We start from the raw sequence: 24,683 nt of genomic DNA, 5'->3' as shown, positions 1-24,683 counted from the left end.
CGGTGAGAATCGTGACAGCATCCGATACAGGTCTACGCAGGTACTCTCATGGATACTCAGTCAAACTCATCCCACAATCCCGCTGAGGGTAACGGCAAGCTGCTCTCGATTCCTGATTATCTGATTCAGCCCAGCCTTAGAGATGAGGAAGAAGACATCGGCTCTCAACACCTGTTTGGGTTGCTGCGGCGCAGAGCGCTGGTCATTGCGGGGGTAGCCGTTGTCGCCATCAGTATTGTTTCAGTTATGGTGGGCAAGCAGACTCCTCAGTTTAAGGGCGAATTTCAACTTCTTGTCGAACCGATTACGGCTCAAAGTCTGGATCAGGTGACTCAAGAGGGAAACCAAACGACCCAAAACAATGGTCTGGACTATCCCACGCAGATCCAGGTGCTCTTGAGTCCCAAGACGTTGGAGCCGATCGTTAAGCAGATTCAGGCGCAGTACCCTGAGATTGATTACGATACTCTGATGGGGGGACTCTCGATCGAACAGCCCAAAGATACCAAAATCATCTCAGTCTCTTATGTAGACTTACAGGGCGATCGCGGCGGAGACATTCTCACCAAGCTCTCTCAAGGCTATTTGCGCTACAGCCAACAAGAGCGACAGTCAAACCTGCGCGAAGGGATTAAGTTTGTGGACGGTCGGATTTCCCAAACGCAACGGCGAGTAGACAACCTTCAGCGAGATCTGCAAAACTTTCGCGAAAAAAATAATTTTGTTGACCCAGAGACGCAGGTTGGACAAGTTTCGGGTCAACTCAACGGTCTGCAACAACAGCGCCTCGAAACTGAAAAGTTATTGGCTGAGACACAAAGATCTTTTGAAAATTTGCAGGGCGGATCGGGCGCGGTCGCAGCGTTGGCAGCCGATCCAGCTTATCAAAGTGTAGTCGGTCAGTTACGGGAGATCGATAGCAAGATTGCGATCGAGACTGCCCGCTTTCAAGATGACACGCCTGAGATTGATGCCTTACGGACTCAACGGCGAAATCTACTTCCCGTCCTGCGGCAAGAAGCCCGTCGAGTGTTGACCAATAAGATTGCGGATATCAATACTCAATTGTCGATTCTCCAGGCTCGGCAACAGTCCAATACCAATGCTCAACGGGCTTTAGATCAGCAAGGAAAGCGCCTCCCGATGGTGGCCCGTCTCTACACCGATTTGCAGCGCGATCTGACGGTGGCAACAGACAGTCTAAAGCGCCTTTTGGAGGTTCGAGAATCGCTCCAGATTCAAGCTTCTCAGCGAGATGTCCCCTGGCAACTGATTGTGCCTCCCAAACTGCCCCTGTCTCGTGAAGATACGCGAGCGCGAACGCTGTTTATTGGCGTGCTGGCAAGCTTACTGTTGGGCGTGGCGATCGCTTTGATTGTGGAACGGATGGATACGACCATCAACACGATCGATGACTTGAAGAAACAAGCTAAACTGCCGCTCTTGGGCAATATTCCTTACAATGCCGAGCTTCGCACTGCCAAAATTGCGACCATCATTCCTCAGCTACTTCAGTTAAACAGTCTGGGCAAAATCTTTAATGGTCAGTCGCAGTCACGCTCTTATACGCATCAGGTTTTTCCAGAAGCCTTTCGCTCTCTTCACACCAACATTCGGCTCATTCGGTCAGAGGCTCCGATTCTCTCTCTGGTGATTGGTTCAGCGATGCCAGGAAATGGAAAGTCTACGATCGCGACCCATCTGGCTCAGGCCGCCGCCGCAATGGGACAACGGGTTTTGTTAGTCGATGCTGACCTACGCAATCCTCAACTTAACAATCTGCTTGACTTACCCGAAGCGATCGGACTGAGTGATCTCATTGCTACAGACCTGCACCCCGAACAAGTGATTCGTCCGGTTTACCAGGTGAGTCCCGCTTTAGTGGGCGGAGGGGAGACACTACCAGAGCCAACCGCCGAACAAAACCTTTACGTGGTTACCTCTGGGCAAATTCCAGTAGACCCCACTAAGCTGCTTGCGTCGCAAAAGATGCAGCAATTAGTAAATTATTTTGAAACCGTGTTTGACTTAGTAATCTATGACACGCCGCCACTATTATCTTTAGCAGACAGCAGCCTTTTGGCAACTCATACCGATGGGATGATTTTGGTGGTTGATTTGGGTCAAACCGATCGACCTGAGATCGCTCAAACCCTAGACACTCTGAAAACGGCTCGTATTCCAATTTTAGGAATGGTTGCCAATCATTCTAAGTAAATCACTCTAAGTAATTGTGGATTTAATAAAATCGACGATCGCGTAGGGTCTGTTGGGCCATGCGAAATGCACCAATTCCGATCGTTGGCGGTGCATTTCGCTATGGTTCAAGACACCCTACAAAGTTCAATATTGCTGAATTCTCATTCCTTGGTGAGTCACTGTCTGTCAGATTCCCCCTAGTCTCTGAAAAGGCGGAAACCCGATGCAATTGGCGATTCGCTACACAACGTCACTTTGCGATCGACTGACCAGTGCTAGTACATTTCTAGTAGGATGGGCATTTCTAGTAGGATGAGTATTGCCTACAAACCCCCTTTTGTCTTCTAACAAGTCTGAAGAACGTGCTTTTGTGCCCCGATTTGATCAGAAGGCAGAGCGTTAAAACCGCAGCTACTAAAATAAATCCGCCGTCACGAATTATAAATTTCAGATAAAGGTCACTAACTCAAGGATTGCAGACAGTGTTCACTCTACAAATTCTCAGGCTGTTTGAAACTATTTGCACTCTAAAAGCCGTTTCAGTATTCTATTTTTCTGTAAAGGAATAGTACATTATCGCCTATTTCAAGCTTTTCAGACCCCATTCTTCTGTGAAGCCTTCATGAAGACTGCGGATTCTACGGATTTTGCTAGTTAGTGGTATTGAGCATCACAGTGTGCGAACTGTCACATGATAGAGCGTTTCAAATATGAGGTCTTCATATCACTTAACCCTAACTCACGCGATCCAAAACTGAATAAAGTATATCAACTCTTGTGGAGTGGGCTTCGACGGTCTTTTTGATCTCAGTCTCTCCCACCGTAACCTTTGTTTCGTCGCATTTCGCGGCTCAGGAGGTCGAATTGCAGAAAAGGTGTGATCGTAATCGAAAGCGCTCTAAGCGACGGGCGATCTATTGCCCGGTACATGGCTGTCATCTACACAGCGTTAGTCAAAAATATTCTCTGTTTGCCGATCGAGCCGAACAGCTTCAACAGCGCGGAGTGGGACGAAAAGCCGCCTTAATGTCAATGGCCGCCCACACGACCGTTTCTCTTAATGGAGAATGGCTGGAGGCTTTCTGGTGTGACGAGTGTCAACGAAACGAATGGTATCACGTCCAAAAACAGAATCACACCTATCAAGTCGCGCCTGCACCTGCTGAACTATGGCAGCAAGCGATCGGCGTAACTGATCCTCAAGGAAATCCATCCGTTGGGCAGTTTACCCGTCAGCAGTCTCGAACACTGCGATTTGATGGGGTAAAAGACTTTCGGTTTATGAGTTAACCAGCTATGCGGATGAAATCACGACAACTTTCTAGCCAGCGCGAATTGGTCATTCAATCAGGAAAGACTGAAAAGCACTATTGGCAAGACCTATGGCGGTATCGAGAACTGTTTTATTTTCTGGCATGGCGCGATATTTTGGTGCGCTACAAGCAGACTGCGATCGGCATGGCGTGGGCGTTGATTCGTCCTTTTATCACCATGATCGTGTTCAGTGTTATTTTTGGCAATCTGGCAAAACTGCCTTCCGAAGGCACAACGCCTTATCCCATTCTGGTGTTTTCTGGAATGTTGCCCTGGCAATTTTTTGCGGCTGCGCTCACCCAAACTAGCAACAGCTTGGTCGGAAATGCAGGCTTGATTTCTAAGATTTATTTTCCGCGTTTGATTGTTCCAACCAGCGCGATCGTGGTCAGCTTTGTAGACTTCCTCGTGTCGGGAATGGTGCTGCTCGGACTGATGGCCTGGTATAAGTTTGTTCCAAGTTGGCAGATTATCACGCTGCCCTTTTTTACGCTGATTGCCGCCGCGACTGCGCTGGGCATCGGACTGTGGTTTGCCTCCCTCAACGTCAAATATCGAGACATTGGGCAATTGCTCCCTTTTATTGTGCAGTTGGGCACCTATATTTCGCCCGTTGGCTACAGTAGCAGCGTTATTCCCGAAAAATGGCGCTTGCTGTATTCGCTCAACCCGATGGTGGGCGTGATTGATGGCTTTCGGTGGGCAATTTTGGGTAACCAAACCCCGCTTTATTTACCAGGGCTAGGGTTGTCGCTGGGATTGGTGATTTTGCTGCTCGTGACTGGAATATGGCATTTCCGAAAAGTCGAGCGCGTTTTTGCTGACATCATTTAATGTGAACTTGTGCCGATTCATCGAATAGGAGTAGAAAGCGTGTCTAACACGGTAATTCAAGTTGAGAATTTGGCAAAACGATATATCATTTCTCACCAGAGCAAGAAGTCAGGTTCTTATGGCACGCTGAGAGACTCGATAGTGGATGGCACCCGGTCGATCGCGCGTCAGATCTTTAAATCCTCTGAAGCTCGGCGCTTAAACGCTAAACGAGAAGAATTTTGGGCCCTGCAAGATGTCTCCTTTGAAATCAAGCAAGGAGAATGTGTCGGCTTTATTGGGCGCAACGGCGCGGGCAAATCTACGCTGTTAAAACTACTCAGCCGGATTACAGAACCGACTCGCGGCTCAATTCGGATTGCGGGACGAGTAGCCAGCCTTTTAGAAGTGGGGACAGGCTTTCACGGCGAACTCAGCGGACGCGAAAATATCTACTTGAATGGGGCGATTCTCGGCATGAGCAAAGCCGAAATTACCCGCAAGTTTGATGAGATTGTCGCGTTTGCTGAAGTAGAAAAGTTTATTGACACTCCCGTAAAGCGCTACTCTTCGGGAATGTATGTTCGGCTGGCGTTTGCAGTGGCAGCCCATCTAGAGCCAGAGATTTTGATCATTGATGAAGTATTAGCCGTTGGAGATACCCAGTTTCAGAAAAAGTGTCTGGGAAAAATGGAAGATGTGGGCAGAGATGGGCGCACCGTCCTCTTTGTGAGCCACAACATGAACACCGTCGAATCTCTATGTACGCGGGGCATTGTGTTGAGCCAGGGCACCGTCCAAGTAGATGGAGATGTCCCAACAGCAATCAATGCTCACCTGGAAACCTCTCGCCAACTGACACGGGAAATTGCGCTAGCAGACCGCCGCGATCGTCATGGGTCAGGTAGAGTCCAGATGACCAGTTTTCGGGTGTTGAATAGCGCTGGTAAGCCTGTCACCCGTTTAGAATCTGGTCAAGACTACGATTTAGAAGTGGGCTATCACAATCACACGGGCGGCGTTTTACAGGATGTGATTGCTAGTTTCGATTTTCTCGATGACAAAGGCAACACGGTTCTCTTGTTTAGAACAAACTTCACCAACAGCAATCTGGTATTAGAACCAGATAGAGGATACATTCGCTGCCGGATTCGCAATCTGCCGCTGGCAAACTATCTCTATCAATTCTCAGTTTATCTGGCCTACCGCGACTCAGAAGTGCTGGACTACATTCCAGATGCCGCTTTTGTCGAGGTCGAAGGGGGTGACTTCTTTGGGACGGGGCACCATGCAAACTCCAAGCGCTGCAAGATCTTGTCTAAGTCAGATTGGCAAAGTCTGTCGGTTTATGCGGCTCAACAGTCGATCGTTCAGCACAGTTAGACGTGTCGTTCGCTCATCAACGAATGTAGCGAGGCTCAACTTTGAAGATCTAAACAAGAATTTGAGGACAATTACAGTGGTCTTAATCATATCAACAAAGTATTTCCCGCATTCTTGAGTAACTATAGAGGTAGCAAATACTGCCTTCAAGAGGCTTCAGGTGCATCAGTACTTCAAGGGTGCTTTCTAAGCTCACTCTTAATCCTCTAAAAGTTACTGATGAATACAACACAGTTAAGCACCACTCCCCTCACCACTAATCAAACGACAACATCCCAGTCCTCAAGCCTTTTGACCACTCAAAGTAGCCTCACCGCTAGTAGCGCACCGGGCACTGGACTGAGAGCCGAATACTTTGATAATCGAGACTTTACTAACCTGAAAGTAACCCGCACTGATGCAACGGTTAACTTTAACTGGGGGTTTGGGTCTCCCGATCGCACGATTGCAGCCGATACGTTTTCGGTGCGCTGGATGGGACAGATCAAGTCCCGCTTTAGTGAAACCTATACGTTTTCTACGACTTCAGATGATGGGGTACGACTGTGGGTTAACAATCAACTCGTCATTGATCGCTGGGGAAGTTCTAACGCCACAATTGAAAATCGAGGAACCATCACACTACAGGCGGGACAACTTTATGACATCCGTTTAGATTATGTTGAGAGTGGGGGCAATGCGCGATCGACGCTGAGTTGGGCCAGTGCGTCTCAGGTGCGAGAAGTGGTGCCTCAGTCTCAACTCTATACGCCTACTCCCGAAAGTCTGGGTAACGGACTAAAAGGTGACTACTTTGACAATATCGATTTTACTAACCTTAAAGTCAGCCGCACTGACCCAACCGTTAACTTTAATTGGGGGACGAGTTCTCCGAATGCGGCGATCGCGCCTGATACTTTCTCGGTGCGTTGGAGCGGACAAATTCAAGCACTTTTTAATGAAACTTATACCTTCCAAACGACGGCAGATGACGGGGTGAGGCTGTGGGTCAACAATCAGTTGATTATTAATAACTGGGTTGATCGCACCGCTCCAGTCACGACTAGCGGCACGATTGCTCTCCGGGCTAATCAACGATATGACATTCGTCTAGAGTACTACGAACAGCGCAATACAGCTTCGGTACGGCTCAACTGGTCTAGTCCAACACAAGGGTCGGAGGTGATCTCCCAGTCGCGCCTGTTTAGCAATGTGGCTAACGGCACCGCTGCAAACGATACCCTGAATGGAAATGACAGTGACAACATCCTTCGAGGTCTGGCAGGCAATGATACTTTGCGGGGTAATGGGGGCAACGATACGCTGATTGGTGGTACGGGCAATGACATTCTCGACGGGGGAGCAGGCACTGATACAGCCAGTTATGCAGACTCAATCAACAGTGTTGTCGTTAACCTGGAGAGCGGACTTGCCAACCGGACTGCTCGCCTCATGCCGCTAGGAGATTCGATTACCTACGGAGTGAGTGCAATGTATGCCACACCAGAGCCGCTGACGGGAGGATATCGTTCTGTGTTGTGGAGTAACTTCCAGCGCGACAGATTGGCGATCGACTTTGTTGGCTCTCGATCGGATGGCTACGACGGTTCTGGGACTCTGAGCGATCGCGATCATGAAGGGCATCCTGGAGACACGATCGACGTAATCACCTCCAGAATCGGAACCTTCCTGAACACAGGTCAGCCAGATGTCGTGATGCTAATGCTAGGAACGAACAATGCTTGGGGGTCAGATACCCCGGCTCAGATGGCGACAAAGTTAGGTGTGCTGATCGATCGCATTACCAGCAGTTCGCCTGATGTCACGGTGTTAGTTAGTTCGATTCCGCCTGTGCGTCCAGAAACCTCTTTTGGGGGTGCAGTCACGGCTCAGAAAGCGATCAACTATAACAACCTGATTCCAAATGTGATTGCGACTCGACAGGCAGCGGGTCAGCGGGTCAGATTTGTCGATATGCGGGCTTTGCTCACGGTGAATGATATTACAGCCCCGCCTCTGGATGTCGGTCTTCACCCCAACGTGAACGGCTACAGCAAGATTGGTAATGCCTGGTATAGCAAGCTGTTGAGCGAAGTCGGCACTTCTCAAGGCACGTTTAGCGTTGATCAAGACAGTTTGATCAGCATTGAAAATGTGGTTGGCTCGGCATTGAATGACACCTTAATTGGGAATGCAGGCGTAAATCAGTTGGATGGGGGACTGGGGAACGATCGCCTGGTCGGAGGCGGTGGTTTTGATCAGTTAACGGGTGGCGGTGGCAATGATACCTTTGTCTATCGCAACCTGACAGAAGGCGGAGATCTCATTACTGATTTCACGGCAACTGATACGTTCGAGATTTCAGCCGTCGGATTTGGTAGCGGGCTGGTTGCAGGGGTGAGTCTCAGTTTGAGTGCGGCGGCAACGGGTGTGCTCGTCAATGGGAATGTTGCTCTCGGTAACGGCCCTACCTTCTTGTACAGTAATGGGGTGTTGCGGTTTGATGCTGATGGACGTGGTGCAGGCAGTGAAGTGACGATCGCGACCTTGCAGAATGCTCCAACAACATTAAGTATCAGTCAACTTCGGATTGTCTAGACGGTCAATCTACTAATACCAAATTGATCTTTGAGTGCTACAGATCTGGGAGAGCAACCTAAATCCCCCACTTGTAGAGGACTTCAAGCCAAAGCAGTCTCGGATTCTCAAAGTCCCCCAGAATGGGGGATTTAGGGGGCGAAGGATCTGTAGCATTCACAAATTGATTTGGTATAACTCCCTAAAGGGCTGTTTTTTGTCTGAACCTGGTTTCAAGGCGAAAGCAGCCCTAAAAATTATGTGGATTCGAGTGGTGCCTTTCGCGAAGCTCAACCCATCCTACAAACAATTCTTTTAATTCACGATCCTCAAATCGTCACCCACTAAGGTTGTCTACACTATGTCAAATCATCCCATTAGAGTGTTTATTGGTTCCGGAGAAGCTAGCTTACTTGAACGAAAAGTTTTAATCTACTCCCTGCGGAAACACGTTCAGCAACCTCTTGACATCTATGTACTCAACGGGACGCATAACGCAGTCGAGTTGAATGATCAGGAACCGTTTTTGGCTCCGATGTCTCTGCGCGTCAAATATCGCAACGCGACTGAATTTAGCTTGTACCGCTATCTCATTCCCCAACTGTGTAACTTCCAGGGTAAGGCAATTTATCTCGACTCAGACATGATTTGTCTCCGAGATATTCAGGAGTTGTTTGATACGCCCTTAAACGGCTGTGACTTCCTGGCAAAAAAAGAAAGCTACTCCCATTTGGAAGCCGGACTATGGGGACTGAGTGTGATGTTGATCGATTGCGATCGCTGCCGCTTTGATTTGGAAACGATCGTGAACGAGCTGGATCAAAACCTCTACGCTTACAGCGATTTTTCTTGTATGAGTCCAAAGTTTCTGGCTCATCATCCTTACCAGGTTGGCGAATTAGATGCTCAGTGGAATGTGTTTGATTACTGGGATGACCACACAAAACTCATCCATTACACCAACTTATTGACGCAACCCTGGAAACATCCCAATCACCCCTATGGAGACCTGTGGTTTCAGTATCTCAATGAAGCAATGACAGCAGGCATCGCCACCGAGCGAGACATTGAACTGAGCCTGGTGCGCTCCTACGTTCGTCAAACGATTCGCGAAGGAAACGCGCCCAAGCAAAGCCTAAAATCCACCATCAAGCCTGTGCTACGCCAGCTTAAGCAGACCCTGCAATCGTCCAACAAGCGCTGATTTATCATGCAATCCACGATTCCAACTTCACCCGCTCAGTTCTCCCAAGTACAAACCCTTTTACAACTAGAAGCAGACGCAATTTCTCATACAGCAAAACAACTCAATTCAGAGATTGTTGACCAGGCAATGAATTTGCTTCTCAACTGTCGAGGTAAGGTTGTCCTATCGGGGGTCGGAAAATCTGGGATTGTTGCCCAAAAGATTGCCGCCACCTTTAATAGCATTGGCACAATGGCGGTTTATCTCCATCCCTGTGATGCTTTGCATGGAGACCTGGGGATTGTGACGGCTCAGGATGTCGGGATTGTGCTGAGTAATAGTGGAGAAACGGAAGAACTGATTGCAATGCTTCCCCACTTAAAACATCGACAAGTGCCTGTCATTGCGATTCTAGGAAACCTTGGTTCGACCTTAGCTCAACACTCTGATGTAGTGCTAGATGCAAGTGTCGATCGCGAAGCCTGCCCTCTCAATCTTGCGCCCACAACCAGTACCACAGTAGCGCTGGCGATCGGGGATGCTTTGGCGATGAGTCTGATGTCGATCAAAGGAATCACGCCCGAAGACTTTGCCTTCAACCACCCCGCCGGACGCTTAGGTAAACGCTTGACCCTGACGGTCAAAGATTTGATGCATCATAACAGCCCCACACTGCTGCCTCAAGCTTCCTGGTTAGAGGTTTTGAAGGCGGTGAGTCAGGGCGGGTTAGGCGCGGTCAATATTGTCAATTCTCAAAACAACTTACTAGGGCTGATTACCGATGGTGATTTGCGGCGCTGGGTACTCAAGACTCCGGCCACTCAACTCGAAGCCTTGACAGCCGATACGCTCATGACAACCCAACCGATCGCCGTCACCCCCGATGTACTCGCCTATGATGCGCTCAAGCTAATGGAAGAACGCCCCTCTCAAATCTCAGTGTTGCCCGTTGTGGATGCTGACCAGCGATGTTTGGGACTATTGCGGCTACATGATTTGTTCCACAGCGGTTTGTAATTGCCGATTGCTACAGACGCTAAAAGTTACAGCATGAATGCCCCGGTAAATTCTATTCAGTGGGCTTCAACGATTTGCGCCAGAAGTCTAGTTTATGTTTGCGGAGTTGCTACCTCAATGAAGATACTTGCTGTTATTCCAGCCCGATATGCCTCCCAGCGGTTTCCTGGTAAGCCTTTAGTGTTACTTGACGATCGCCCAATGGTGCAGTGGATTTATGAAGCAGCCAGCCGTTGTCAGGCGTTTAGCAAAGTAGTCGTTGCAACCGACGATCAGAGGATTGCGGACTGTGTGCGGCAGTTTGGTGGAGCCGTAGAAATGACGAGCAGCCATCACCAGACAGGCACCGATCGAGTAGCGGAAGTGGCGCAGCGCTATGATGAAATGTCCGTTGTGGTCAATGTGCAGGGCGATCAACCCTTTGTTACGCCAGAAATGCTGGCTCAGTTGGTTAGTCCCTATTTGCAGGGCAAAACCCCCGACATGACGACGCTGGCTTGTCCGCTCGATCACGAAGCTGGATACACAGATCCTAATACCGTAAAAGTTGTTTGCGATCGCCACGGACGCGCCTTATATTTCTCTCGTGCTGCCATTCCGCATTACCGTTACGCAGGCACAGCCCCCGTGTTTCATCATCTCGGACTGTATGCGTTTCGTCGAGATTTCTTAGCCACCTATGCCCAACTCACCCCAACGCCGCTAGAACACTGTGAAGCCCTAGAGCAACTGCGCGTCTTAGAACATGGCTACGCGATTCAGGTCAGTCAAACTGAACGCATGATTTTGGAAATCAACACGCCCGAAGATTTAGTACAAGCCAAACGATTGATTGCTCAACCTGCTTAAAACACTGTTCTGAAAGATTGTGCTGCGATCGTCCCCTCTAACCTGTGTGACCAAGCATTTCAACTCATGAAAGTCTCCGTTCTGATTAATAACTACAACTATCAGCCCTATGTGGTTGATGCAATTGAGAGTGTACTCAATCAGTCTGTGCCTGCTGATGAAATCATTGTGGTGGATGATAAATCAACGGATCAATCGGCTCAACTGCTACAAGAAAAGTTTGGCAATCATGAGCGAGTCAAGCTGATTCTCAAAGATCAAAACGAGGGACAGCTTGCTAGTTTTCAGTCGGGTTTCGCTGCGGCTCAAGGCGACATTATCTGCTTTTTGGATGCGGATGATCTGTATCAAGAAAACTACATTGCGGAGATCATCAAGGCTTACAAAGAGCGTCCGACCTGTGATTTTCTATTTTGTAGTGCCGAGTTGTTTGGCAACGAACAGCGGGTTGTTAAATGCTACGAAACCGATCGTGACCTGGGCTATTCAAAGATCACAACACTGTGTAAACGAACGTGGATTGGGCATCGGACTTCTACGCTCTCAGTCCGCAGGCAAGTGTTAGAGCAATTGTTTCCCATCCCTTACTTAGAAGATTGGCGGCTGCGGGCAGATGATTGTTTGGTGTTTGGCGCGTCGATCGTGGGTGCTCACAAATTTTACTTAGTCGAGCCGTTGGTTAAGTACCGGGTGCATGGCAACAACGGCCACTATGGGCAGGTACAGAAACGAACTCCAGAGTACTTACAGAAGTATGAAGCGGCGCTCGATCGCTTATTCACCTTTCTTGCAAAACAAATCAATCATCCCAACAATCTTTGTGAACAGGCGGCGGTTGAATTTAGAACAATCCCTCATCCATCCGCTCAAGAACTCCAAACAGTGAACGCGGTGATTCGAGGCTGCAAAACGTCTCGCCTCAAACGGCTTACCATGCGGCTTTCTGTACAATCTCACTTTCTAATGCATAGGCTTTCTTAAAGCGCTGGTGGTGCAGCTTATGGAGAGATATGGCAATCCTAGAAAAATTATGAGATGCAACTCCTGGTTGACTGACAAAACTCCTGAAGCCCCCGTTTTTTGTAGGTTGGTGTTGAGCAACGCGAAACCCAACAGTCGCCTCTCTCACGTTGGGTTTCACCGAGTTCAACCCAACCTACTGGAAAAGATCTGTCAGTCAATCAGGATGCAACTCTCATTGAGATTAACTAGAAGCCTATCCCATTCTGACAACTGAAGTAGGACTGCTGTGGAATGAGAATTCTTTATGATGGACAAAGCTACGCATTACAACGATCGGGAGGCATTAATCGATACTTCGACAACATTATTCGACGATTACCCCAAGATTGCCATCCGACGCTCACCGCACCTCACCACGCTTCCACTGAGCATTATCCAACTCATCCAAAATTAAAAATTTACCGCTGTCCTGACTTCAATTCGTCTAGACTCGTCTCCAAGCTTGACTCATACTACTTTCGCTTCTTAAATTCTATTCGGCGTTTCGATTGCTTTCATCCGACGTACTATACAACGCTTCTTCAGCGTGATTTTAGCAGCTACTCCTGTCCGATCGTTCTCACAGTGCATGACTTCGTTCATGAGATTTTTGCGGCGACGATCGACCCAACTGGCGAGAAAGCGGCGGTCAAACGCAAAGCAATTCTTTCAGCCCAAGCCCTTATTTGCGTCTCTGAAAACACTAAAAAGGACTTACTGAATTTCTACCCTGTTGCTGAAGAAAAGGTCTTTGTTACTCACCACGCCTCTGACATCAACCACACCCTAGCATACGGATCTGAAGCGGTTCCTGAGCGACCCTACTATCTCTATGTGGGAAGTCGCAAAATTGATTATAAGAACTTTGATGGATTGCTTCGCGCCTTCTCTAAAGCTTTCTACGATCAGCCCGATGTTGCGCTTTGCGTGGTGGGTAATCCATTGAATGACGAGGAGTGGAAGCTCATTCATGACTTGAATTTGGCAGAAAAAGTAGAAGTCTATCAACAAGTGAATGATACTCACTTAGCAAAGCTCTACCGCTGTAGTATCGCCTTTATCTATCCTTCTCTCTACGAAGGATTTGGTATCCCGCTACTAGAAGCGATGGCTTGTGAAACTGCGGTCATTGCTTCTAATACGTCTTGTTTTCCGGAGGTCGTTGGGGACGCGGGTATTTTATTCAATCCGAGGTCAATTGCTGACCTGGCAGAAATCTTGAAGTCTTTTCTGACTGAAGTTGAAGCGAGAAAACGCTTGATTGAACGAGGAACCCAAAGAGTCAAAGCTTTTAGTTGGGACACAGCAGCGTCCAGAACTCTAGAAATTTATCGTAGCACCATTTAGCTCTTAGCCATGACAGATTTAGTCGTACAAACTCAATCCTCCACTGGGCGGCGCTGCCCTAAGTTAAGTGACCTTCCCGCTCCACCACTGGGAAAAACGGGCTGGCCTTGGACTGAAGAAAGCACTCAACTCCCTGATCACCTTCCTGATGGTCGTTCCTATCCGCTGATTACGATCGTTACCCCTTCCTACCAACAAGGAGCGTTTATCGAAGCGACGATTCGCTCAATTTTGCTGCAAGGTTATCCAAACCTGGAATACATCATCATGGATGGCGGCAGTCAGGATGAGACGGTTGAAGTCATTCGCAAGTATGAGGCATTTATCCAACAGTGGGTCAGCGAACCCGATCGAGGGCAATCCCATGCGATCAATAAGGGCTGGGCAGTCGCACAAGGGGATATCCTGCACTACTTAAACTCAGATGACTTGTTGTTGCCTGGGGCACTGGCTACGGTTGCTCACACGTTTACAGCCAATGAGACGGTTCAAGCGGTATCGGGCATTTGCTCAGTTCAAGACTTGCCGCTACTCCAGGAATTGCGAATTAAAGAGCCACGAGATTTTAATCTAGAACATTTCCTCATGGGAGTCGAAGGCCCCGGACAACCTGCTGTGTTTCTCACTAAAGAAATTGCTGCTAAAGTCGGGGAATTTGATGAAAGCTTACACTACACAATGGACAGAGAATACTGGACTCGTATCAGCCTGCTCTGCCCAGACATTCACGCCATCAAGTTAGATGAACGACTAGCAATCTTTCGATGGCGATCGGAGTGTAAATCAGCGCAAGGCTCTATCGCATTTGCAGAAAGAGTTCAATTGCTGGAGAAGATCTTTTCAAGAGCAGATCTCCCTGAACATGTGAAGCAAATGAAGCGACGGGCTTATACAGTGACGCTCTGGCCGATCGCTCAAAGCTTTAAACAAGAAAAGTTGATCAAAGAAGCCCTGGTCTACTCGTTGAAAAGTTTGTATTGGAATCCGAAGCTTTTGAAAGCCATGCCCCAGTTCTTTCGTGAACTACTGTCCAGTCAGTCTGCATGATTTCTGAAGGATTGGTGATCAATGCAACAGCTAACTGCTAACACAACAGATTTTCATCTAATTGGGTCACTGTAATTTAGGTAGACTTGGTTGAATTAACCATAGCCTTAAGCTGTCCTGATCCGCTTTCCAAACGGAAATTTCTATCAAGTCTACCCAGCATTCAGTCGTTATCCTTTGCAGTATCAATTGCAGTGTTAATCATCCTAAACTGCAACGAATCGTGAAAGCGCCTATTTTTCAGTATCCTGTAAACTTGTAAGTCCGATGCCCAAACCGAAACAACTGTTCATTCGTTCGTTCCCTCTGCCGCTGGCTGCATTTGAGCTAGACAAACCGGAACTACAGAACTTAATTGCCTGCCCCAATCCACCTATAGAAGCGCTGCAAGCAGGTCGAGCGATCGCGGTGCCTACCGGAGAGTTTGATGCTGGAATTATTCTAGAACAACTTCCCCCTGATTTTCAACCTGAAATTGTTGAACTATCCATTAGAGATCCCAGCTTCTTACCAGTGGGATTAGAAAAATTTAGCTGCCCCAAGGTGATGAAACTTGGAGATACGTTTCATTGGGGAGATGGCTCGTTGAGCAACATGGTTCACTACTGCCAGGTTTTACAATGCGATTACCATTGGGTGTATCAAGGAGTTCAGCATTTACATTTCTTTGTGGAAGCAGGTCTCAAAAATGTGTTTTGGCTGCCCGGAACTGCCTATATCGATCACTATGTCCCGGCTAAAAGTGAGCAGAAAATATACGACATCATTTTTCGAGGATCTGAGTCTGGGCTACATATACATCGTAGTCGCTTACTCAGATTTTTGGAGCAGTCTAAGGTGTCGATCGACGTTCAAAGCAAGCCCTATCTTGAATGCCTGGAAGACTATACAAAATCTCATATCGTCTTTAACTGTAGTTTGAATGGTGATCTAAATCGCCGGGTATTTGAAGTTTTAATGGCAGGCGGTTTCCTCCTCACTGACCGTCTTAGCCCTCAATCTGGTTTATTTCAACTCTTTGAAGAGGGCAAGCATTTGGAGTGTTACGGCAGCGAGGCTGAGTTGCTAGAGAAGGTAAATTTCTACTTACAGCATCCAGAAAAAGCTGCCCAAATTGCCGCTGCGGGACAACAAAAACTACTGAGTTGTTACAGCCAAACAACTACACAAGAGATGTTCTATCACTATGTCCTCACTGGTCAACTAGAAAGCCCCTTTAACCTTGAGCATGACTGCCGCATCCAAAAAGACAATTTATTCAGAAATCATCAAGCTTTGAACGTCTGTCTTAAAGTTTACGAGTTAATTCAAGAATTACAACGTTTAAACGCTCGAATTAAATTATTGTACTGGAGAGGTATCCACAAAGAACTCGTTTCAGATTTAGCCGATCTTCCTCGTGTTGATTTTACCTATGCTAACTCTGCGCCAGCAATGGCAGATACCGCTACCTGGTGCATTCGAGCCGGAGTCCATGAACAAGTTGATCTGAAACCTTTACCCTTAGATACAGAGGTGGATCAGACATTTGAAATCGTGATTGTTGACCTACCCACCCTACTCGAAACTCAACATCTCTGGGAACTAAAATCTTTAGTCGCAAAGTCTGGATTCTTAATCATTGTGGGGACTGACCTCAAACTAACACGGCTGCTTAAGTCACAGATACGCACACTAGGCTTTCAACCGATTACCCTGAGTGTCGAAACGACCAAAGGTTCACACGATAAATTAGGCTTTGGAGCCTGCCTGATCTACCAAAAATCCGCAGCCTCACCTGATGATCTGTCCACCTCAACAAGCCTGACTTTCAACACGATCAGTCGCCAAACTCAAGTCCGTGAGCAGTTAAAATCTTTTCCGCTGGTGCATCAAGTTCATCGTTTTGTGCGTCAAGCTCTATCCCATTGACCTTAACTCCCTGATGACTTCTCCCACGGCTCAAAATCACTCAACTTCAAACAAAAGCAGCGCGGGATCGTGGCTTGATCCCCTGGCTGCGCTTAAGGTTCTCCTCTTTGTAGTCGTCCTTTTGGGCGTGTACTTTCGGTTTTCTTATCTGGGCGATCGCGTCTACTGGCACGATGAGGCCCACACGCTATTGAGAGCTTCGGGGCATACGATTGCTGAACTAACTCACACCCTATTTAAGGGTCAGGTGATTTCGTCCAGCCAACTCTACCCTTTTCAGCAAATTCAACCCGACAAAAGCTGGATTGATACTATCATCAGCACTGCCACCGAAGACCATCCCCTGACTCCGCTCTACTACGTTCTGGTGCATTTTTGGATGTCCTGGTTTGGCAATTCATTGGTTGCGGTTCGCAGTCTCTCAGTGTTGCTCAACCTTTTGGCGTTTCCCTGTTTGTATTGGCTCAGTTTAGAACTATTTGGCAGTCGTCTTGCAGGGTGGATAGCAGTCGGTCTATTTGCTATCTCGCCGTTGCAGGTTTACTATGCCCCCGAAGTTCGCGCTTACAGTCTTTGGATTGTTCTAGTTTTGCTGCTACATCTGGCATTGCTGCGAGCCATGAAGCAGCAAACGCCGCAAAGTTGGGGACTCTATGCTGGCGCGATCGCGCTCGTGCTGTACACAAACCTCTTTTCCTGCCTGATCATGCTGGGTCATGGCATCTACGTGATCTGTATTGAGCGGTTTCGAGTCAATCGGCGGACGATCGCTTATGGAGTGGCTTCAGCGATCGGCTTGCTGGCGTTTGCTCCGTGGCTATTTGCGCTGTTTACTCATTTAGATCAGATGCGAGTCGCGACTGCCTGGATGAATCGATCCTTGCCGCTCCCAGAATTAGCGAAAGCCTGGGCTAACAATCTTCAGCAGCCATTTCTTGCTGAGGGAGCGATTCCAGGGAGATTACGAGGACTGGCTTTACCGGGTGTAATCGGACTCGTGGGCTACGCAATGTTTGTTTTATACCGTCAGACAGCCCCGCGTACCTGGTGGTTTATCACGGTGATGATTATCCCGCCGCCCTTGTTTCTAATTTTGCAGGATTTGCTGGCAGGCGGCATTCGATCGACCAATAGCCGCTATTTTTTGCCCTGTTATCTAGGAATTCAGCTTGCGATCGCTTATCTCATTTCATCTCACTTTTCGACAGAGCGGGCGAGCCTGTGGAAACAGCGACGATGGAAGCTGATTGTGGCGCTACTGTTTACCGTTGGCTCTCTTTCCTGCTCGATTCAAGTCAAAAAGGGGAACTACAGCAGCTACCGTCCCGTCGCAGACATTATCAACCAGTTTCAGCAACCCCTGATTGTTAGCCATGAGATTTCTTATGGGGGGGGTGGCACGATCGGCGATATTTTAGCCCTCAACCACTTGCTAAAGCCAGAAGTCAAGTTTCAGTTGGTGATTGATCCGGTCATTCCCAACATTCCTAAATCCTTTAAAACGCTCCTCTTGTACAAACCTTCGCCCAAGTTCAGACAAGAGCTTGGAAAGACCTACAAACTACAAAATCTTCATGCTGACGGGCTTTGGCGATTAAACCCTAGGTAGCTGTTCTATTTCAGTTGTAAGAATTCGGGAGTTAGCGGTTAGTGGCTACTGATAAGTCGTTAATTCATAGCTAAGAACGAATATTTCAAGATCCTTAAGACTGATTTAGGACTGCTGTAGTTGACCTTACGATACTCAGGATTGACAGCCTTGATGCTCTACTTGCTGTGTCTTCCTAGTGCCCTTAACCGATATGTTCTCAGAGTCAGATATCGATCTTTCAGTTGTTATCCCCTGTTACAACGAAGGAGCCAATGTTGATTACTTGTTTGAGCGGTTGTTTGCTTCTCTCGATAAGCTGAATGTAAAGTACGAGATTGTTTGTGTCAATGATGGCAGTAAAGATGACACCCTAGAGCGGTTGATAGCGTATCATCGCGACCACCCAACCGTCAAAGTGGTGAATCTCTCTCGCAATTTTGGCAAAGAGTTAGCGCTGAGTGCCGGGCTGGACTATACCAATGGAGCGACGATCGTCCCGATCGATGCCGACTTGCAAGATCCACCCGAACTAATCGAGGAAATGCTGGATAAATGGCGCGAGGGCTACGATGTCGTCTACGCCATCCGGCGATCGCGGCAGGGTGAAAGTTGGCTAAAACGGCTGACCGCAAACCTGTTTTACCGGGTGATCAGTGGCATCAGCAATGTTTATATTCCCCGCAATACGGGAGATTTTCGCTTGCTCGATCGCCGCGTGGTCGATGTGATCAAACAAATGCCAGAACGCACCCGCTTTATGAAGGGGCTGTTTGCCTGGGTCGGCTTTAAACAAAGCCATATTTATTACGATCGCCCCCAACGTCACCAGGGAAAGACCACCTGGAATTATTGGCGGCTCTGGAATTTTGCCCTGGATGGCATTACGTCCTTTAGCCTGGTGCCACTCAAAGTATGGAGCTATCTCGGCTTTATGATGTCTGTTTTGGCGCTCTTCTATGCGGCTTACCTGATAGTTCGCACGTTGATTTTGGGCATTGATGTTCCTGGTTATACCTCCCTGATGGTAGTAGTGCTGTTTTTAGGGGGAATGCAGTTCATTATGCTGGGCATCTTTGGCGAATATTTGGGACGCATCTTTGAAGAAGTCAAAGGCAGACCGCTTTATTTAGTTCGGGATCTCTATGGCTTTGAAACCCAGTCGCCGATCGAGTCTTCGATTGTTCACCATCGGCGTTAGCAGTTGATCTCAGTGCCCCGTCTGATCAGGATGAACGCGAAACTGAAGCGATCAAGAGTCATGCTCACCGTTGTCTGCCTGATCGCCACAATACTGACCCTATCTGGGTTGAGCAGCATTTCACCTCCTCCGTTACAAAGCTGGCTTGAGCGGGCTGGCATTTGGGCACCCGTCGTCTATGTAGGAGTATGCACGATCGCAACAGCCTTGCTCTCATACCAAAATGATCTTTGAGTGCTACAGATCTGGGAGAGCAACCTAGATCCCCCACTTGTGGGGAACTTCAAGCCAAAGCAGTCTCGGATTCTCAAAGTCCCTCAGACTGGGGAATTTAGGGGGCGAAGGATCTGTAGCATTCACAAATTGCTTTGGGATTACCCTCTACTGTTTTGCCGCTAATAGGCGCGCTAGGTTTGACGGGATTGTTGGTCATAGCGCAGTGTGGTATCGGCAGCGGCGCTGAAGCGCGATCGAGCCTTATTTTATTGTCAGTTCGATGAATGTCTCGCGTCGCTTGCAGACTCGGAAACGCTCCCTAAACCCTCCACTCGTAAGGAACTTTGAACCAAAAATTTTGTCTTCAAGCTGGGTTAGTGACAGAGTTGCGGATTAGCGATCGAGCAACAGGTTTCTTTAACAACAAAAATTCATTCCCTGGATACAACCTGACTCATTAAGTAAAGCAATCACTCAAAGTATGCAGTGGAAAATTTTGGCAGGGGTTCGGTTTTTTCTGGCGTGGATTGTCCTTTGCAATCATTTGCGGTGGTTTTTGCCAGCAGATAATATTCTTCTAAATTTTAGCGAACTGGATGCCTTTACAGCCGTTCTGGGCTTCTTGCTCCTGTCGGGTTATTCCATTGCCCATTCCCTGATGAAAGGCTCCAAGGGGTTTTACAAACGGCGAATTTTTAGAGTCTATCCACTCTATATATTGTCTATCTTCGTCTCACTCGTGCCCTTTGCTCTGCTGGGTTCGCCGATTCAATCTCCGACTGCTGAAGTGTTTCTCAGACCGCTCTGGCGAGAAGTGGTTGCTAATTTCTTCTTTCTCCAGGGTTATCTTTCAGCGCCCCTTAGCTCCAACGCCATTCTCTGGACTCTAAGCATTGAGGTGCTTTGCTACTTAGTTGCTCCATTTTTGCTAAAACTCAAGTCTAAATACCTGCTTGGCTTAATCGGAATCTCAGCAATCTCATACGCAGCTTATCCTCGCTTAGGGTTACCCTATTACTCTCATTTGATGTATGGGGTAGGGTTTTTGATACTGCTCTGGGTATGGCTTTTGGGATTTATTTACGCCCGTGAGGTTAAGCATAGAGAACTGTTAGGTCACTTGATTTTGGTGTTAGGTACTGTGTTAATTGGAGTTAATGATCTCCATCCGCTGGCTCCTTTGACCTATGGGCTAACGGTTTTAGCACTAATCTATGCTGAATCAATTAAACTACCTCTGGCGTTTGCGAATGCGGTAGAGTATCTGGGCGAGCTATCTTATCCCCTGTTCCTGTTTCATTTACCCACGCTGATCATTGCTACATCTTTTCTAAAAATCTACAACTCCGTGGCGCTGGTTGGTTTGACGTTCGCGGTTTCCATGTTGTTTTACCATGTAGTGGATGTCCCGTTGCGACGAAAGCCCGCTAAACCCGTTCCAAGTTCTTCCCATTAATCCAAGAGGCAGCCTGAAGCATGAAGAGTACTCAAGTGACAGATACAGTCGTGATCGGTGAAGGCCATCCTCTGACTTTGATCAGCGGGCCCTGCGTGATTGAGTCTGAAGACTTTACGCTAAAAATGGCAGATGCCATCCGAACTGTGTGCGATCGCCTCCAGATTCCGTTTATTTTTAAGTCCTCGTTTGACAAAGCGAACCGGACTTCTGTCGATTCCTTCCGAGGACAGCCCCTAGAAGAGGGATTGGCGGTGTTACAGAAGGTCAAAGACAAAATTGGCGTTCCCGTTCTCACTGATATTCACGAAAGCTATCAGGCGGCGATCGTCGCAGAAGTCGCAGATGTGCTACAAATTCCGGCCTTTCTCTGTCGTCAAACTGATTTGCTCTTGGCAGCAGCAGCAACAGGGCGCACGGTCAACGTTAAAAAAGGGCAGTTTCTAGCACCGTGGGACATGAAGAATGTAGTGCGGAAGCTAGAAGCAGGAGGAGCAGACAAAATTTTGCTGACCGAGCGAGGCACGAGCTTTGGCTATAACGCCCTTGTGGTTGACTTTCGAGGCTTGCCCCAACTGCGATCGTTTGGCTATCCCGTTGTATTTGATGCGACCCACAGTGTACAGATGCCCGGAGGTCAAGGCAATAAGTCGGGCGGGCAGCGTCAGTTTGTGCCTTATCTGTCGAGAGCAGCGGTGGCAGTGGGAGTTGATGCCTTATTTATGGAAGTCCACGAAAACCCGGATGCGGCTCCTAGTGACGGCCCCAACATGGTGCCCCTGGCGCAGCTAGAACCTTTGTTAAAACAGTTGTTGAGCATTCGAGAAAGCTTGACCACAGACGCGATCGACTTGGAATAATCAGAGGATTTATGGCTTATCTCACTGAATCTGAACTACAGGCGCGGCTGGCTCATATCAAACTGCTGGCACTGGATGTCGATGGAGTCCTCACGGATGGCGGCTTGTACTACACCGAAACTGGAGAAGAATTAAAAAAATTTAATGTCAAAGACGGTCTGGGCATTCAGCGTGTCATGCAAGCAGGTATTCAGGTCGCGATCGTTTCGGCCAGTGCTTCTCAGGCGACGCTGTATCGAGCCAAACGATTGGGCGTTGAGCAGGTGTTTGTCGGCGTAAAAGACAAGTTGGCAACCTTGAACGCTCTGTGTCAAAAACTCGATCTATCACTCCAGCAAGTGGCTTACATGGGGGATGATCTGGTCGATTTGGGCGTGATGCAGGCGGTGGGTTGTCCGCTGACGGTGGCAGATGCGATGTCCGAAAATCGAGCAGTGGCTATTTATGTGACGCAAAAGTCCGGAGGACAGGGAGCCGTGCGCGAAGTTTGTGATGCCCTCTTAGTCGCGACGATCGATCGCACTGAACACGAATCGACATGAGTGCCATTCATTCTTCTCAACCATTCAACCGCATTATCACCTGTCAAGGCAGCATTCAACTCGTAACCGCTCTGAGCGTCATGCGGCACCGAGAACGCACACAACCGGAGGCTAAAAACTACGCCAACTATCTTGTGATTTATGATTTGTTTGCTCCAGCAGGACAAAACGAGCAGTTTGTCGCCTTTGTCAAACAGATGGCAATGTCAGTTTGCGAGTGGGCAGCGATCGTGTATCTCACCCCAGACACCTTGCAATCGATTTCTCAACGACTGGAGTATACGTCACCGCAAACCATCTTTGATCAAGTTCATCAATTGATCGGCATAAAGACGGCTGATGAAATTCATCTTTGTCGCAACTGGCAATTTGGCAATCAACTGTTACTCAATGCTTATCAGGCGGCTGAGAAAGTCTGCTATGGCGACAGTGTAGGACTTTATTTTTCGGAAACTTCGCCGATCGTGCGAACGGCTGCCCTTCCTAAACAACCGTCTGCCCCACTATCTGCGGCGACTCGATTTCGACGATTTTGGCGACGACAAGCCGGACAAGCCCTTCAGCAAATCCGTCAACAACTCAACCTGAGAACTGTTCTGCAAATCATTCCTTTTGACATCGGTTACTTTGTCTTACCAGACATTTTGGGAGAAGTTCCGCCGATGCCAACGGTTACGATCGAGCGCACCTTTCTACTAGAGGTTTTTGCTCAATTAGCTAACCTTGCAGATGCAGAATATGTGCGCCAATTTCAAGTAAAGACCGCGGGAGCTACGATCGCGTTTTTACTCACCTCCAATCTATCCGAAGCGCAGCGTCTGTCTCAAGCACAGGAGATCGCGGGCTATCGTCAGTTTTTACAATCCCAGGGCAATCAGTCTCGCATATTGGTGATCAAACCTCACCCTAGAGACGATATTAACAAGCTATATGCCCTGCGATCGACGCTCACGGATCTCTTTGACGAGATTGTAATTTTGGCAGAACCAGAGCTATTTTTCTTGCCGTTTGAAGTGTTCTTTTTGGCGGCTTGCTCACAGATCGATCTCCTAACTGATGTCCAGGTGTTTGCGGTGAGTTCTGCTTGCCTATCACTGAAGTTGCTCTTTGATGTTCCGAGCTTTGTGGGCTTTGGGCCCGATTTAACGCTAAGTCTGTTTAGACCAGAAGCGGCCCAGGCTCGAATCGAGCATGAACAAGCTTTGAGAACAGCGCTTCAGAAGCTGACCTTTGACAGCCCACGAGTGACCGCTATCCCCTAAATACCCGCTATGACCTGTAGTCCTATTACCCATTCTCAAGATGTCACCCTGGTTAAGACCTTCCATGCCAAAGAGTTAATACCAGGCTGGCAACAGAGTTTTCAAATTGATATTACAGACGAACTGCAAGGGCACCAAGAAATTCACCTTTACGAATGCAATCAGACCAAGCTCAAGTTTTTTACTCCAATGGAGGTGGTTGGCTCTGGTAAGCTATATGCTCAGTTGCAGCAATTTGATTGGTACTACATGCCCGACAAATGGGAGCATCAGATTGCATTAAGCCAACTCACCAAAGGGCAAAAGATTTTAGAGATTGGTACGGGGTCTGGTCACTTTGTCAAACGTGCGATCGCCGCTGGTTTGCAGGCTCAAGGAATCGATCTCAATGCGGTCGCTGTAGAAGCTGCACAACGCCAAAACTTGCCTGTAGAACGACTGGATCTCGAAGAGGCAGTCCGTCTTTATGCAAACACTTTTGATGCGGTGTGTAGTTTTCAAGTCTTGGAGCATGTGCCCAATCCCGATGAGTTTATTCGCTGGTCATTAGAATTGCTCAAACCAGGCGGGATGTTGATCTACTGTGTGCCCAATTCAGAAAGTTATATCAAACATCAAGAGATGCACCTGCTGAATATGCCCCCGCATCATATGCTGTGGTGGTCTGATGCAGCCTTCAAATCTCTAGAGAAAGTATTCCCGGTTCAATTGGAGAAAGTAGCCTATGAGCCGCTAACAGACTATCATGTGCCGCACTATCTCAGTATCTATGAAGGACTGCTCAAACGGCACCTTCCCTTTAGCAGGGTAGTCATGAATCGTCACACGCTGCCCTGGTGCGAACGATTGCTCAATCTGGGCTTGCGAAAATTGATCACCGGACACAGCCTGTACGTTCAGTTTCGCAAAGCTTAACCGACTCGTGAAACAACTT

At 48.1% G+C, this 24,683-nt stretch carries 20 protein-coding genes; all 20 read left to right on the top strand.

Annotated features, from left to right (window positions below; genetic code table 11):
• The first annotated feature begins 48 nt into the window (after positions 1 to 48).
• Positions 49 to 2,217, top strand: coding sequence for a GumC family protein (locus ACJ2PR_RS02395; RefSeq protein ID WP_446875768.1), 2,169 nt, complete (start codon positions 49 to 51; stop codon positions 2,215 to 2,217).
• Between the two features lie 846 nt (positions 2,218 to 3,063).
• The gene (locus ACJ2PR_RS02390) at positions 3,064 to 3,489 is read left to right on the top strand and encodes a hypothetical protein (RefSeq protein WP_446859132.1); all 426 of its coding nucleotides are present in this window, start codon (positions 3,064 to 3,066) and stop codon (positions 3,487 to 3,489) included.
• A gap of 12 nt (positions 3,490 to 3,501) precedes the next feature.
• Complete coding sequence (locus ACJ2PR_RS02385) at positions 3,502 to 4,347, top strand: ABC transporter permease (protein WP_446859131.1); 846 nt, start codon at positions 3,502 to 3,504, stop codon at positions 4,345 to 4,347.
• Positions 4,348 to 4,386: 39 nt separating this feature from the next.
• Positions 4,387 to 5,709: an ABC transporter ATP-binding protein gene (locus ACJ2PR_RS02380; RefSeq protein WP_446875767.1), complete on the top strand. Its 1,323-nt coding sequence runs from the start codon at positions 4,387 to 4,389 to the stop codon at positions 5,707 to 5,709.
• Between the two features lie 219 nt (positions 5,710 to 5,928).
• Positions 5,929 to 8,286 (top strand): PA14 domain-containing protein, encoded by a 2,358-nt coding sequence (locus tag ACJ2PR_RS02375; protein ID WP_446875766.1) that lies wholly within the window; start codon positions 5,929 to 5,931, stop codon positions 8,284 to 8,286.
• Between the two features lie 340 nt (positions 8,287 to 8,626).
• Complete coding sequence (locus ACJ2PR_RS02370; protein WP_446875765.1) at positions 8,627 to 9,469, top strand: glycosyltransferase; 843 nt, start codon at positions 8,627 to 8,629, stop codon at positions 9,467 to 9,469.
• 6 nt (positions 9,470 to 9,475) lie between these two features.
• Complete coding sequence (locus tag ACJ2PR_RS02365) at positions 9,476 to 10,468, top strand: KpsF/GutQ family sugar-phosphate isomerase (RefSeq protein ID WP_446859127.1); 993 nt, start codon at positions 9,476 to 9,478, stop codon at positions 10,466 to 10,468.
• A 117-nt stretch (positions 10,469 to 10,585) separates the two neighbouring features.
• Positions 10,586 to 11,317 carry a 3-deoxy-manno-octulosonate cytidylyltransferase gene (gene kdsB / locus ACJ2PR_RS02360; RefSeq protein ID WP_446859126.1) on the top strand — a complete coding sequence of 244 codons (732 nt, stop codon included), beginning with the start codon at positions 10,586 to 10,588 and terminating at the stop codon, positions 11,315 to 11,317.
• A 66-nt stretch (positions 11,318 to 11,383) separates the two neighbouring features.
• Complete coding sequence (locus ACJ2PR_RS02355) at positions 11,384 to 12,298, top strand: glycosyltransferase family 2 protein (RefSeq protein WP_446875764.1); 915 nt, start codon at positions 11,384 to 11,386, stop codon at positions 12,296 to 12,298.
• A 273-nt stretch (positions 12,299 to 12,571) separates the two neighbouring features.
• Positions 12,572 to 13,666, top strand: a complete 1,095-nt coding sequence (locus ACJ2PR_RS02350) for a glycosyltransferase family 4 protein (protein ID WP_446875763.1) — start codon at positions 12,572 to 12,574, stop codon at positions 13,664 to 13,666.
• A 9-nt stretch (positions 13,667 to 13,675) separates the two neighbouring features.
• Positions 13,676 to 14,713 (top strand): glycosyltransferase family 2 protein, encoded by a 1,038-nt coding sequence (locus ACJ2PR_RS02345; protein WP_446875762.1) that lies wholly within the window; start codon positions 13,676 to 13,678, stop codon positions 14,711 to 14,713.
• Between the two features lie 267 nt (positions 14,714 to 14,980).
• On the top strand, positions 14,981 to 16,624 hold the full coding sequence (locus ACJ2PR_RS02340) for a glycosyltransferase family protein (protein WP_446875761.1): 1,644 nt from the start codon (positions 14,981 to 14,983) through the stop codon (positions 16,622 to 16,624).
• Positions 16,625 to 16,637: 13 nt separating this feature from the next.
• The gene (locus tag ACJ2PR_RS02335; RefSeq protein WP_446875760.1) at positions 16,638 to 18,233 is read left to right on the top strand and encodes a glycosyltransferase family 39 protein; all 1,596 of its coding nucleotides are present in this window, start codon (positions 16,638 to 16,640) and stop codon (positions 18,231 to 18,233) included.
• 178 nt (positions 18,234 to 18,411) lie between these two features.
• Entirely contained in the window at positions 18,412 to 19,413 is a 1,002-nt protein-coding gene (locus ACJ2PR_RS02330; protein WP_446859120.1) for a glycosyltransferase family 2 protein, read from the top strand.
• A 30-nt stretch (positions 19,414 to 19,443) separates the two neighbouring features.
• Positions 19,444 to 19,647, top strand: a complete 204-nt coding sequence (locus ACJ2PR_RS02325) for a hypothetical protein (protein WP_446875759.1) — start codon at positions 19,444 to 19,446, stop codon at positions 19,645 to 19,647.
• A 463-nt stretch (positions 19,648 to 20,110) separates the two neighbouring features.
• Positions 20,111 to 21,085, top strand: coding sequence for an acyltransferase family protein (locus tag ACJ2PR_RS02320; RefSeq protein WP_446875758.1), 975 nt, complete (start codon positions 20,111 to 20,113; stop codon positions 21,083 to 21,085).
• A gap of 20 nt (positions 21,086 to 21,105) precedes the next feature.
• A complete protein-coding gene (kdsA, locus tag ACJ2PR_RS02315) occupies positions 21,106 to 21,945 on the top strand; it encodes a 3-deoxy-8-phosphooctulonate synthase (RefSeq protein ID WP_446859117.1) in 840 nt (279 codons plus the stop codon).
• 11 nt (positions 21,946 to 21,956) lie between these two features.
• Positions 21,957 to 22,487, top strand: coding sequence for a KdsC family phosphatase (locus ACJ2PR_RS02310; RefSeq protein WP_446875757.1), 531 nt, complete (start codon positions 21,957 to 21,959; stop codon positions 22,485 to 22,487).
• Positions 22,484 to 23,749, top strand: coding sequence for a polysialyltransferase family glycosyltransferase (locus ACJ2PR_RS02305; protein ID WP_446875756.1), 1,266 nt, complete (start codon positions 22,484 to 22,486; stop codon positions 23,747 to 23,749). Before ACJ2PR_RS02310 ends, ACJ2PR_RS02305 begins: the two co-directional genes overlap by 4 nt.
• 9 nt (positions 23,750 to 23,758) lie before the next feature.
• Entirely contained in the window at positions 23,759 to 24,664 is a 906-nt protein-coding gene (locus tag ACJ2PR_RS02300) for a class I SAM-dependent methyltransferase (RefSeq protein WP_446875755.1), read from the top strand.
• The last annotated feature ends 19 nt before the right edge of the window (positions 24,665 to 24,683 follow it).

It is taken from the genome of Phormidesmis sp. 146-33 (assembly GCF_052939515.1).
Note: the sequence above shows the minus strand (reverse complement) of the source record. Positions and strands in the feature narration are given on the sequence as shown.